The organism is Thalassospira lucentensis MCCC 1A00383 = DSM 14000 (assembly GCF_000421265.1).
GTDB classification, from domain to species: Bacteria; Pseudomonadota; Alphaproteobacteria; order Rhodospirillales; family Thalassospiraceae; genus Thalassospira; species Thalassospira lucentensis.
The window spans coordinates 450233-463147 of record NZ_ATWN01000001.1 but is presented as its reverse complement, the minus strand read 5'-3'; the positions used below and the strand labels follow the sequence as shown (position 1 = coordinate 463147).

Annotated in this window: 14 protein-coding genes; 8 read left to right on the top strand and 6 right to left on the bottom strand. The window is 52.7% G+C overall.

The genetic code is table 11. The features are described from left to right. Nucleotides 1–26: 26 nt before the first annotated feature. Nucleotides 27–662: a LysE family translocator gene (locus K355_RS0102205; protein WP_022730481.1), complete on the top strand. Its 636-nt coding sequence runs from the start codon at nucleotides 27–29 to the stop codon at nucleotides 660–662. Here the strand turns inward: K355_RS0102205 and K355_RS0102200 are convergent. Next, nucleotides 634–1515 (bottom strand): protein-methionine-sulfoxide reductase heme-binding subunit MsrQ, encoded by an 882-nt coding sequence (locus tag K355_RS0102200; RefSeq protein ID WP_022730480.1) that lies wholly within the window; start codon nucleotides 1513–1515, stop codon nucleotides 634–636. The two genes, K355_RS0102205 and K355_RS0102200, sit on opposite strands and share 29 nt — an antisense overlap. Nucleotides 1516–1728: 213 nt before the next feature. On the opposite strand from K355_RS0102200, the gene K355_RS0102195 reads away from it, so the two are divergent. Next, entirely contained in the window at nucleotides 1729–2172 is a 444-nt protein-coding gene (locus K355_RS0102195) for a CoA-binding protein (RefSeq protein ID WP_022730479.1), read from the top strand. 91 nt (nucleotides 2173–2263) lie between these two features. On the opposite strand, the gene K355_RS0102190 is transcribed toward K355_RS0102195, so the two are convergent. Together K355_RS0102190 and K355_RS0102180 are read right to left on the bottom strand one after the other, a co-directional pair. After that, nucleotides 2264–2905 (bottom strand): hypothetical protein, encoded by a 642-nt coding sequence (locus K355_RS0102190; RefSeq protein ID WP_022730478.1) that lies wholly within the window; start codon nucleotides 2903–2905, stop codon nucleotides 2264–2266. Nucleotides 2906–3078: 173 nt separating this feature from the next. Beyond that, on the bottom strand, nucleotides 3079–3978 hold the full coding sequence (locus tag K355_RS0102180) for an OmpA family protein (protein WP_022730476.1): 900 nt from the start codon (nucleotides 3976–3978) through the stop codon (nucleotides 3079–3081). Nucleotides 3979–4204: 226 nt separating this feature from the next. Here K355_RS0102180 and K355_RS0102175 point away from each other — a divergent pair, with 226 nt between their 5' ends. From K355_RS0102175 to K355_RS0102165, 3 genes are all read left to right on the top strand, one after another. After that, a complete protein-coding gene (locus K355_RS0102175; RefSeq protein WP_022730475.1) occupies nucleotides 4205–5209 on the top strand; it encodes a mechanosensitive ion channel family protein in 1005 nt (334 codons plus the stop codon). Nucleotides 5210–5398: 189 nt separating this feature from the next. Then, complete coding sequence (locus K355_RS0102170; protein WP_022730474.1) at nucleotides 5399–5980, top strand: DJ-1/PfpI family protein; 582 nt, start codon at nucleotides 5399–5401, stop codon at nucleotides 5978–5980. 118 nt (nucleotides 5981–6098) lie between these two features. Further along, nucleotides 6099–6413 carry a ribbon-helix-helix domain-containing protein gene (locus tag K355_RS0102165; RefSeq protein ID WP_022730473.1) on the top strand — a complete coding sequence of 105 codons (315 nt, stop codon included), beginning with the start codon at nucleotides 6099–6101 and terminating at the stop codon, nucleotides 6411–6413. A gap of 25 nt (nucleotides 6414–6438) precedes the next feature. Here K355_RS0102165 and K355_RS0102160 read toward each other — a convergent pair whose 3' ends face one another. The 3 genes from K355_RS0102160 to pyk form a co-directional block, all read right to left on the bottom strand. Next, nucleotides 6439–7389, bottom strand: coding sequence for a hypothetical protein (locus tag K355_RS0102160; RefSeq protein WP_022730472.1), 951 nt, complete (start codon nucleotides 7387–7389; stop codon nucleotides 6439–6441). Between the two features lie 5 nt (nucleotides 7390–7394). Beyond that, nucleotides 7395–8900: a DUF2336 domain-containing protein gene (locus K355_RS0102155; protein WP_022730471.1), complete on the bottom strand. Its 1506-nt coding sequence runs from the start codon at nucleotides 8898–8900 to the stop codon at nucleotides 7395–7397. Nucleotides 8901–9306: 406 nt separating this feature from the next. Further along, entirely contained in the window at nucleotides 9307–10722 is a 1416-nt protein-coding gene (pyk, locus tag K355_RS0102150) for a pyruvate kinase (protein ID WP_022730470.1), read from the bottom strand. 286 nt (nucleotides 10723–11008) lie between these two features. Between pyk and K355_RS0102145 the strand changes: the two genes are divergently transcribed. The 3 genes from K355_RS0102145 (at nucleotide 11009) to K355_RS0102135 (ending at nucleotide 12809) form a co-directional block, all read left to right on the top strand. Beyond that, nucleotides 11009–11482, top strand: a complete 474-nt coding sequence (locus K355_RS0102145; RefSeq protein ID WP_022730469.1) for a deoxycytidylate deaminase — start codon at nucleotides 11009–11011, stop codon at nucleotides 11480–11482. A gap of 280 nt (nucleotides 11483–11762) precedes the next feature. Further along, on the top strand, nucleotides 11763–12251 hold the full coding sequence (locus tag K355_RS0102140; protein ID WP_022730468.1) for a response regulator: 489 nt from the start codon (nucleotides 11763–11765) through the stop codon (nucleotides 12249–12251). 36 nt (nucleotides 12252–12287) lie between these two features. Next, on the top strand, nucleotides 12288–12809 hold the full coding sequence (locus K355_RS0102135; protein ID WP_245562886.1) for a transcriptional regulator: 522 nt from the start codon (nucleotides 12288–12290) through the stop codon (nucleotides 12807–12809). Nucleotides 12810–12915 lie beyond the last annotated feature (106 nt).

Below are 12915 nucleotides of genomic sequence, written 5' to 3'. Positions count from 1 at the left end.
ATATTCCAGCATTGCGGAGTTTCGATATGTCGATTGAAATCTGGCTTGCCTATGTTGTGGCCTGCTCCATTGTTCTGGCCATTCCCGGCCCGACCATCATGCTTGTGGTAAGTTATGCCTTGGGCAAGGGTCGTCAAACGGCATGGGCAACGGTTCCCGGTGTGGCGTTGGGCGATTTAACCGCGATGACCGTATCGCTTGCCGGTGCGGGTGCGCTGCTTGCAACCTCGGCCGATGCTTTTACCGTCCTGAAACTGTGTGGCGCGGGATATCTGATTTATCTTGGGATCAAGATGTGGCGCGAAAAGCCGGGCGTGCTTGAAGACAACGCCGACGCCAAGCGCAACCGACCATCACGGATGTTTTTGCAGGCCTATATCGTGACCGCACTCAACCCCAAGGGCATTGTATTCTTCATCGCCTTTGTGCCGCAGTTCGTCACCGCAAGCAGCCCGGTCTTGCCACAGTTCATCATCATGACAACAACCTTTGTCATTCTGGCGGCGGTAAATGTAACGATTTGGGCGGTGATGGCATCGGCCTTACGCGAACGGTTTCGCAATCCCGCTGCCATGCGCCGCCTGACCCGCACCGGCGGTGCGGTGATGATCGGGGCTGGTCTTCTAACCGCCCTTACCCGCCGCGCGAGTGCTGCGGTTTAAGCCGCAGACTGGCCATCACATTTGCAATCACGGTGCGCGCAGCACCATCGCGCCCAAACTGACAGACAACGATCATGAAAAGCCCGGTCAGGAAAACAGTCCAGGCCGGGCGCATCGGCCACATCCATTCAAGATTGGCGGCAAACACGCGATCTGCGGGAACGCCGGTTGCAAGCGCGTACCACGCATATTCAATACCCGCCGTCGCCAACCCGGCCACCACGGATACGGCAAGAAGCGGCATAAAACTGCGCAAGGACCACCCGCGCCAATGCGCAAAGCGATAAAGCATAAGCGCAACAAAGAACCCGGCCATCAGGGTCGCTTCGCTGACGTCGATCTTTGACTGCATAAAGAAATGCAGTGCGCCCAAAATGGCAATGCCATAGCTTGCCTTGTGCAGGCGCGACCAGTTGGCCCCAAGCTTGCGCATGGCAGCCTTCGTCGATGTCGCAGCAAGGATCGACAGCCCGACAACCGCAGCAAACCCGATGGTCAGATAAATCCGCAAGAAAATCTCGCTTACGATTTTGCCAAGATCAAGGTTCTGGCTGATCGCATAAAGCGATAGATGAATTATCACATAGACAAATGCAGCAACACCGATCTGGCGGCGCACTTGCACCAGTTTTGAAAACCGTGTGATCCGGCGAAGCGGCGTAATCAATAGTGATATCAGCAGTATCCGGATCGTCCAATCACCGCTTTCAAGGATGGCTTCCTTGACCGGAATGGTCGCGCCACCTTCAAGCACGACCGGCCACAGCAGCAGAACCCCCGGCACAATAAGGGCCACAAAGACTGTAAGCTTAAAGAACGAGAAGCGCCCCGAAGGATCAAGCCAAGGATACATGCAATAGATGTCCGTCAAAATGAACTGATAAGTCACACAACCGCTTTTTAGAGCGCGCGTCACCTAAACTCGCTTTCAACTTTCCGCGAGGCCCCCGCGATCCATGATCACGTCACCGGCCCGAACACCTGTTAATAGCCTGCCAGTTGCCAAGCGAAAAATATCATATAACTTCAAAGCAGTGATACATTTAACAAACAGCGGATGTGAGAGATGACCGAATTTTCAAATCCGGATGATGGCGGCGTTAAAACACTGCTATCGAACACAAAAACCATCGCCCTTGTCGGTGCGAGCCCAAAGCCGGAACGCCCATCCAACGGGGTTTTAAAGTTCCTTCTTGATCGCGGATATCACGTTATCCCCGTCAACCCCGGGCAGGCCGGACACCAAATTCACGGGCAGACGGTTGTGGGACAACTTTCAGACATCAATGAACCGGTCGATATGGTCGATATTTTCCGCAACAGTGATGACGCGGCTGGTGTTATCGACGAGGCCATCGCGATTGGGGCCAAATCGGTCTGGATGCAACTTGGTGTGATCAATGTGGCTGCCGCCGATAAGGCGGTTGATGCGGGACTGGTTGCTATCATGAACCGCTGCCCGGCGATTGAAATACCCCGCCTGTTCGCCGCCGATTGGCACGTCAGCTAAGCCATATTGCCGTAAATCGCAAATCGACAAACAAAAAGGCACCGGGAATTCCGGTGCCTTGTATCTTTGATGTTACCGGTGTCGGTCGGAATTAACCTCGCCCGCATTTCAACAGCAATTCAGGCATCAAACCCTGATTGCCCATAAACACAGACTGGACAGCACTTGTAACGGTATAGGTGGTGGTCTGTTCGTCAACCAGCGGGTCATACAGGCCCGATGTCTCAAGAACCAGTGACATCACACCATCACGCTTGATCCGAAGGGCTGCGAAACCATTGGCGTATTCGCTACGCGCACATTCTTTACCAAGAATCTGATCGAAATTTCCGACCAGTGCATAGCGCGGGTTTTCCATCAGATGGTCGCGTTTGACAACCGATGACGCCTTAAGACCTACTTTGGGGATGTATTTGCCGAACCGGGTTTGTGACTGAACAATATAGCCATCCGGGAAATAGACCGCGACGTCTTCTGCCAGCAAGATGCGATCACCGATAACCTGACCGGATCGCAGCAATGCTTTGATGCGTTTACCCGGGATTTCGCCAGAAAATGCGTTAAACCGCAGAAACTTTCCGTCACCGCGCTGATCAGCAAAATATTTCTCAAAGGGCATAACCGGCGTAACGTCAGCAGATTGCGCAACCCGCGGAGAAACAACCGCCATCATCGCCATGCCCAACACAGCACAACATGCACGTCGAGAAAAGACCAACTTCAAGGCCCCCATTATACGTCCCCGCCTTTAGCTCTTTGGTATAAATCTACAGCAGACATTATGCAGATTAGCGCCAATTTCAACTGCAATTACGCCAAAAAGTTTTTGTTTCCCAAAACCACATACAAAAACAACGAGGTGGCACTATGCCACCTCGTTGCCGAAGATTTGGTAAACGTCGTCGATTAGTCGACGGAGATCGTCACACGACGGTTACGCGGCTCACGAACACCATCCGGAGTCGGGATAAGGAGTTCACCCTCACCAACCGCATCGGTGTCAACAGAGTCGCCTTTAATGCCGCGACCGGTCAACTCACTCAATGCTGCCGAAGCACGACGCTCGGACAGTTTCAAGTTGTAGGCTGCTGCACCAGAAGAATCGGCGTGACCAACAACGTTGATGGTGCCCATGCTCTGTGCCCACTGCTCAGCAGCGGCATCAAGAACACGTTCGGAAACCGGTGTAATTGCAACGCTGTCAAAATCGAAGAAGATCGTGAACAGACGGCTTTCTTTCGGCGCGACTGCAGCAACCGGAGTTGCCATTTCTTCTTTACGAAGTTCAGCCATCGCTGCTTCGAAATCTTTCCAGCACTGGCTGATCAGGTCGTTCTGCCAGCCTTCTTCACTTTCTTCGATCCAGCAATCAAAACGCGCCTGCGCGATTGCTGCGGTCTCAGGTTTTTCTTCACGTTTGCCGTCGTCCAAAAGCGCGATAAGCTCATCACGAACTGCACGTTTCTGGGCAACTTCTTCATCAGAGAAACGCCAGTTGGCCGGATCTTCTGGAAGAAGTGTTTCGTTTTCTGCAACTTTGCCTGCTTTCTTGGCAAAGAAGTCAGCATCGAAGAAGTCATACCATTCATCAGCTTCACGCTGCGCATAGGCAATGTATTCTGCCTTAAGCGCCTTGCCAAAGCTGGTTGACGGCTCTTGACCAGAAATCGCGCTGGAAACAGAGTTACCATAAGTCAGTGGGTTACCACCGTAGGCAACCGCAGTGCCTGAGTTGTCGACACTGCTACACGCGCTCAGCATTGCAACACCGCCGAGAGCGAAAAGAACGGAAGAACGAAACTGCATGTCTTACCCCTGTCGTTTAGGTTGTTATTAGATTAGCAATATATCACCAAAGATGGTTATATTATGACGTAAAACGCACGAAAACACGATCTGTTCCATAGCGATAGTTACATTTCGGTGTTGTTGGCTACTTTTCAACAGCTGCTAAACCTGTATTGTTAAGTATCTCATACAAACGTATGAGTAGCAATCAATACAACCATGACACGGAGCGGACGAGGTTCATATGCTTGAAACCGATGTTGCAACGATCACAGAAGCGCTGAAATCCTTCGCTTTGGGCTTCGGCCTGGATATTCTGGGCGCAATCATTCTTCTTATCGCCGGCTGGTGGGTCGCAGGACGTGCCGCTGCACTTGTCCGCCATTCACTTAAGAATGCAAAATTTGTCGACTCAACATTAAAACCATTGGCCGCAAGCATCGCGCGCTACACGGTTTTAATCTTTGTTCTCATCGCCGTTCTGTCGAACTTCGGTGTGCAAACTGCAAGTATCATCGCCGTACTCGGTGCTGCCGGTCTGGCCATTGGTCTGGCCCTGCAGGGAACATTATCAAATATCGCCGCTGGCGTTATGATCCTTGTGCTGCGCCCGCTTAAGGTTGATGAGTTTGTCGAAGCTGGCTCTGTTTCGGGAACCGTTGTTGAAATCACGCTGTTTACGACCTTGCTAAAAACGCCGGACGGCGTCTTTATCTCGGCCCCGAATTCGCAGATCTGGAATAGTGCGATCAAAAACTATTCGCGCAACCCGACCCGCCGTCTCGATATCAAGGTCGGTATTGCCTATGACGATGACGTTGATGCTGCACTTGAATTCCTTAAAAAACTTGTGGCATCCGATCCGCGCGTTCTCAAAGACCCCGAACCCATGAGCTTCGTCGCCACACTTGGTGAAAGCTCGGTTGATCTAACCGCACGTGGATGGGTCGCAACGGCAGACTTCTGGCCGACCTTCTTTGATCTGACTCGCAAATCCAAAACCGAACTCGAAGCCGCGGGCTTCTCCATTCCCTTCCCGCAGCGTGATTTGCACATCAAAGAAACCGCAGAAACAGCAAGCGTTGCCAAGGCAACAGCAAAACCAGCGGCGAAACCCGCTGCTGCCAAGGCTCCGGCAAAAAAGCCAGCAACCCGGTCACGCGCCAGCACGGCAAAAACCGCGACCAAGTCTGCGGCCAAACCGGCAAGCAAGGCACCAGCTTCGAAAACAGATACCTCGAAAAGCTGACACGCCGACAAAAAGACTTTCGACTAAAAAGAGGCCCGATCAGGCCTCTTTTTTTATGCGTAGAAGCCTGACGATCCGCCAATGGCCTGTGTCACCCGTTGCGCAAAAATAACGTAGTATCCCGCTGTTACCCGCGCGCCCGTAAACAGGCCTATAGTCATGGGATCAAAAACCTGCGGGAGGATAAGAATGTCTGCAAAGAAAATTCTGATGATCGTTGGCGACTATGCCGAGGATTACGAAACAATGGTTCCGTTCCAGACCCTGTTGGCGGTCGGCCATCACGTTGATACGGTCTGCCCGGATAAAAAGGCTGGCGACAGTATTGCAACCGCCATCCACGATTTTGAAGGCGATCAGACCTACAGCGAAAAACGCGGTCATAACTTTGCACTCAACGCAGACTTCTCCGCGGCACGTGCCGAAAACTATGACGCAGTTCTGATCCCAGGTGGACGTGCCCCGGAATATCTGCGCCTGAACGAAGATGTCATTCGACTTGTCCGTGACTTCAATGATGCCGACAAACCAATTGCCGCCGTCTGTCATGGCGCGCAGCTTCTTGCTGCGGCTGACATCCTGAAAGATCGCCGTGTATCGGCCTACCCGGCCTGTGCACCTGAGGTAAAGATGGCCGGTGGCACCTATGCCGATATCGCCATTGATGACGCCTGTGTTGATGGAAACCTAGTGACCGCCCCGGCATGGCCCGCCCATCCTAAATGGATGGCTGCCTTCCTTGTGGTTCTGGGCACCGAAATCAAATTGTGATCGCATGTCGCCCAATCGCTGATTGCGCTTGGGCGACATTTGCCTGACCATGGCCCTGTAAAAAGATAAAGCTGTCGACCCAATATAACCGACAGCACTTTCAGGAAAGGCCATCAATATGTGTCAAATATATTCCGGCACCGAACCCGAACTCTACCAGTGCGTAAGCCGGTCTATTCGGATGAATGGTGTTGTCACCAGCCTGCGCCTTGAATTGCGCTTCTGGCAAATTCTCGATGAAATCGCCGCAGGCGAAGGATTTAGCACCCCACAGTTTTTGGGTAAAATCCACGACGAAGTCTTCACCCAACGCGGCGATATTCCCAATTTCGCATCCTTGATGCGGGTCATCTGTACGGTATATCTGGAAAAACAGGCCGGACTTCACACAGGCCCACACAGTAACGCCGCCGAATCCCGGCTAGTCGGTTAAACTGTGTTATTTGGAATAACAGACTCTAGTTCAGCCAGGACGACAATTCGCGCGAACTAAACCCGCCGCTGCTCATCATCGGTGGATTAACCGTGCGCTTTAAGGTCTGTTCTGTGGGTTTGATGATGCTGTTGCGACGGTGAAGGCCAGCCGCAACACCAAAATCAATTTGCGTGCCTGCCGCCATATCCTTGATCGGACGTGACGCTGCATTTATCGGCGTTTGTGATGCTGGCTGCTTTTGCTTGGCTTCGTAAATCCAGCGCAGTTCCTGCTTTAAGGTTTGGTACTCCGGGGTATCCGGCGCGGAGTTAACCTCGTTAACAATCTGAAGCTTGACCATCTGCGGGAACTGATCAAGACGTTCAAGCAGCATGAATTTCACGCTTGGCCGCACTGCATCGGATCGCATCAATTTCATCACCAGACGGCGATATATATCGATGCGCAGATTGCCGTTCGATGCCAGTTCAATAAACTCTTCGACAAACTCACGCGCAACCATTTTGCCGTCAAGCAAGGCGCGAAGGTTTTCGGCCATCGCCCGGCGATAGGATTCACGAATTTCGACAACGTGATTGGATGCGCGCGTGCGCACCAGATGAAATGCTTCCGGGCTAAAGGCATTCTTGGTCAGAAGCTTGGCGCAATCGGCCACCAGTTCGTGTTTGGTGGCATCAGAAACCACTTCAAACACGCCAGTAATCAGTTCCTTGCACTTTGCGTGCGGCCCCATACGAATGGCCGCGGCAAGTGCCATCGGGCTTTCCGGGTCACGGGTCGCAATCACTGCCAGTGCAATCGGATCATCATATTGCATCAAGGCCAGATCATTGCTCAGCAAGTGTTCAGGCATCAACAAACGCAGTTGCTTGGCAGCGCCCATCACCGTAAGCGGCTCTCTGCTCTGATAGGTTTCCTTGATGTTGAGCGCGTATTTCAGCCCGTCATAGGAAATGCCGTGATTGTTGCTCATGGCATTCAGTCTCCCTTACGACCCTTGGGCCGGGTATCAGAGACCAATCCTTCAATGCCACTTCCCTTGCGGGTCCGGCGGCTTTGTCCGACGTTTTCACGCGGCTTTGGCTCACGCGCGGCTGCATCAGGTTCTTTTTCGACGCGCGGCTTGGATACCGATGGCTTCATATCGTTAAAGAAATCGATATACCAATCCATATCCGTCGTCGCCAGGGCATAGCGCCCGCCGGCGGCCGGACTTTCGATACTGGCTTCCGGAATGCCACTGCTAAGCTGCAAGACAACCGCAGACGGTGCGGTCATGCCCGAACGCCATGCCAATGCGGTGATTGCGCGCGCACTGCCTGAATCAAGAATTTTGGATACAACAACCACCGGCAGCTGGGCATAATGCCCCAGCGCCTGAACAACCAGTGCATCCTCGTTGCGCGACAGCGCATCAAGAACATACTGGTCAATTGTCATCTGGGTATTTGATGCGACTTCCTCGCCGTGGTCCTCCATCTGACCATCAGAAATATCGACCATCATGCCATCGGCCGGATCGTGGGCCGGCATGCGGTTTTCAAACCGCGCCTTTTCGATACGCTGGCGTACAGATTGGCGCATGGCGCGCGCAACTTCGGTCCGCATACGCCCCTGTTCAACCAATGTGTCAAACAGCGACGCCATGATAAAATGCGCAATCCGGCGTTGTGCCTGCCGCGAAATACGGTTTTGTCCGCCCAACAAGTCGTTTGCCGGTGCGGCCGGTTTCTTTTCAAGACGCTCGGCAAAATGCGGGGCCAATGCCACAACATTGCGCGGCGTTTCATCAGATGACAGCAGACGGTTCAAAAGACCGCCCTTCTCTTTTTCGGATTTTTGTTCAATCAGACGCGCCTTTGCGGCGGCTTTCTGCTCGGACCGTGCCCGTTCCGAAGCGGTCTGAACAAATTCACCGCGACCGCGCATGACATCAAGGAAATCCGAATCGCTCAGAAGTTCAATATATTCACCAATCGATACCCGGCCAATCGCCTGAATATCCTGACGCAGGCGCGTTGCGGCCTGACGGGTCATATAAGGTGTATGGCCAAGTTCCTGATCAATCAGCGCAATGACCTGCGGGCGATAGCAATCGCCCATATTGGCAATGGCCGCTACGAACTCATCAACCATTGTCAATCGTTCGGACGGGCTGACATCGGCAAGATGGCGGCGCAGGCGCCGGGCAACATCCATGCGAACGTCGCTGTCAAAATCCGGTGAGCTGTCTTCATCGTCTTCCGCGTCGGCCATTTCCGATGAAAGGCGCGCAGCATGTTCAAGTGCCGAAAGATTGGGAACATCGTCGGTGGACTGTTTTCGGGGAATCCGGCGTGCCTGTGCGTTGGCCTGATCTGCACCAAAGGCATCAGGTGCAACAGTACGGACCGTTTGAGCAAGGTCACGAAGCTTCGCCGTGGCTTTATCATCCAGCCCCGCGTCACCCGTATTTTTCTGCCGATTGAACATCCAACTCAGCATTGTCGCAGCAATTCCCCTGGTCCCGTGCCTTGCGGCAGGTCGGTGTTAACAACCGTCAACACCCTGATTTTATTATTGTGTCAGCGCAGTTTAAACAGAACGTGGCGCGCCGCACAACCTGACCGATCGTCTACTCTCGGCTCCCCATTTGCAATCATCACATATCATCAGATACATGCCTGATTACCGATCAACTATCGACGGAAAGACTCAAAAAAACATTAACAATACAGAGGCCTATACAACGACAGGCATAACCCCCCACGCCCCGCCACGCCAGACCAGTCTTTCCGGCCTGTTTTAGACCACAGCACGTCCTCGTCGCCCAAAAGCCAGACAAAGAAAAACGGGCGGCCCTGAAAGCCACCCGTTTTGGTAAATCGGCAAACAAACGTCAAAGACGCCGTTAGCTAACCCATGCAATGCGCAGGATGTTGGTTGCACCGGGCGTCCCAAACGGCACACCTGCGGTAATCACCAGCGAATCCCCGACCTTGGCGAATTCTTCGCGCTGGGCAACTTCACATGCAATGCCAACCATTTCTGCGAAGTTCGTCGCATCACGGGTAAACACGGCATGCACCCCCCAGCACAACGTCATCCGACGTGCGGTCTGGATTTTCGGCGTCAGGCCCAGAATTGGAACTTCCGGACGCTCACGCGCGGCACGAAGCGACGTCGAACCCGACGTGGTATAGGTCACAACAGCCTTGGCACCAATGGTCCCCGCCACCTGACGGGCAGCAGCACTGATAGCATCCGGGGAATTGTGTTCCGGATCCGGACGATTGGCATCGCGCAGACGATAATAAAGCTCGTCCTCTTCGACCCGCACCATAATACGGTCCATGATCGAAACGGTCTCAAGCGGATATTTACCCACCGCACTTTCCGCAGACAGCATCACCGCATCGGCACCATCATAAATGGCAGTGGCAACGTCGGAGGCTTCGGCACGGGTCGGGGTCGGGTTTGACACCATCGAGTCAAGCATCTGGGTCGCAACGATCACCGGCTTACCGGCTTCGCGGCACGCCTTGATGATGCGTTTCTGCAAGATCGGCACATCTTCTGGCGGGCATTCAACACCAAGGTCACCACGCGCGACCATGATGATGTCCGACAGATCAACAATCTCGGCAAGATGCTCAATCGCCTGCGGTTTTTCCAGTTTGGAAACGATGGCCGCACGGCCCTGAATGATTTTGCGGGCTTCGGCAACATCTTCAGGACGCTGAACGAATGACAGCGCAACAAAATCAACACCCATTTCCAGACCGTAATCAAGATCGATACGGTCTTTTTCGGTCAACGGTGACATCGGCAACATGACGTCAGGCAGGTTAACGCCCTTACGATTGGACAGCGGTCCACCGGTGATCACGGTACATTCTGCGGATTTGTCATCGCATTTTTCAACACGCATACGCAGCTTGCCATCATCGAGCAAAAGGTTTGCGCCCGGTTTCAGGGCTGCGTAAACCTCGGGATGCGGCAGGGAAACACGTTTTTTGTCACCCGGCTTTTTGTCCATGTCGAATTTGAACGTATCACCAGCCGCAAGCTCGATCTGCTCATCGGCAAAGGTCCCGACGCGAATTTTAGGACCCTGAAGGTCCATCAAAACCCCGATTGGACGGCCGAGTTTGGATTCTACAGCGCGGATTGCTTCGAAACGTTTTTGGTGTTCTGCATGTTCACCATGCGAAAAATTCAGCCGGAAAACATCTACACCTGACTTTACGATCTTCTCCAGCATATCTGGATGAGAGCTCGCTGGCCCCAGGGTTGCGATGATTTTCGCCTTACGTTGACGGCGCATCGGCTAATACCTCTTGTTATTTGGGTTACACATGAGCCCTTCCGCTTCGGCCTGCATCTGCGGCGAGGCGTCAAGGCGTCCTGATCTTTTCTGGGGGTATCCCCTTAATAGTCAATAAGCCCCGCTTTGAACAGGGACTTTTCACTAAATGCCTTTACAAAAATGTGATTTTTCACTGGACAATTACAAGGAGCACCTTCTTAAAAGACCTGATAGCATGCGCAGCGCTGCGTAAATGTGACACGCTGATTAATCTGATACACCTTTGGCAACAGGGCCCCTTTTCATGAGCAAATGGCACCATCGCTTTCTTGGTCTTGCGGCACATATCGCAGACTGGTCAAAGGATCGCAGCACGCAGGTTGGTGCGGTTGTCATCGGCCCCAAAAAGGAAATCCGGGCTGTTGGCTATAACGGTTTTCCGCGCGGTGTCGATGACACAGTCGAACGTCGCCATCAACGCCCGGAAAAATACGCCTATACCGAACATGCCGAACGCAACGCCATTTACAATGCCAGTTACACGGGAACATCGCTTGATGGCTGCGCGCTGTATGTGACCCATTTTCCCTGCTGCGACTGCGCACGTGCGATCATTCAGGCGGGCATCGCCGAAGTTTTTGTCGATAAAAGCAAACTGACCGACGATTTTCTTGAACGTTGGGAACAGGATATGAAAATTTCGACCGAAATGTTCGAGGAATCGGGCGTTGCGGTGCAGGTCATTGACGAAGAAGGCGCAACCGAACCCCTGAAATAAAACAGCCTCCCCCTTTACTCCGGGAACGACAGCCCAATATGATGGGCTGCTCTCTTGGGCACGAGCAAAAACATAAGAAACTGAAACGTCATTTGTTCAATACCTTCAACTGTCTGCGCGTCAGTATTTGTCAGAATTCAGCTCGGATTTCCGATCTGTTTGCGCTTGCTGGAAACCAGACAAAGGTATAAGGGTTTAAGACCAACAGCACACTAGGGGTTTGGTGCTGTTCCCCTGAACACCGACGCATTTCGTGATGATGCTCAGGAAGCAAGGCTGGATGAACGCAAAAATCGACTTTAGTAAAATCAGTTTTCTGATTGTAGACGGGGATAAGATTTCAGCACAGGTTGTGTATGATACCCTCGCATATCTTGGTGCCAGTCATATTCAGCGGGTTAAGAAGCCCAATGACGCCTTTGACGTGCTACGCCGCGAGCAAATTGACATTGTTGTCTGCGAATGGCGGTTGCGCGGCATGGACGGACTGGAATTCCTTGATGTCATGCGCAATTCGACCAACTCACCAAACCGCTTTATCCCCGTGATCATGCTGACCGCACATTCAGAAATGAAGTATGTGACGACAGCACGTGATCTTGGAATTACAGAATTTCTTGCAAAACCCTTCAATGCCAAGGCACTGTACAGTCGCTTGGTTTCGGTCATCGCGCGACCACGACGTTTCATTAATACCGGAACGTATTTTGGTCCCGATCGGCGCCGTCGACAGGTACAATTCGATGGCCCTGACCGAAGGGAACTGTAACGGATGACACATTATGACTGGGGAAGCGGAGCAATCGTGACACCAGAAGAACCGAAGAAAAAGAAAAACGTACAGATCATCCCGGCTCAGACAGACCTGAAGCGGCGTGCTGTAAATTTCGTCAAGGGATTCGACATTAATTTGTCCCCCGAACAGCTCGAAGAGCTCGAAAATGTTGTTCAGCGCAGCACAGAGACCTTTGTGCGCGACGTCGGCAAGGAACTTATGGATTGCCGAAAAATTGTCATCGGCGCGCTGGGCGATAAATCCAAGCGCCCGGAGGCTGTTGCGGCCTGCGGTGACCTTGCCTATTCGGTAAAGGCCCTTGGAGGGACGTTCCAGTATCCACTGATGACCCAGATTGCAAAATCAATGGAAAGCTTCGTCGCGGACAGGACAACTGCAAACGAAAAACAGCTTCTTGTGTCGCAGCTTCATATTGATTCTCTCTATGTCATTCTGGCAAGCCGCGTCACCGGGTTTGGCACAACTGTGGAACAAGCCACCGTTGCCGCCCTGACCAAACTTGCTGAACGATATGAGCTGCCGCGCGAATAACGATCCGGCGGGCAAAGCAATATTGACCGCCGTGACACGCAATCAATCATCTTACTCTACGCTATAAATAATTGTCTGGACTGGCGCACCAGAAACGGCGAAGGCG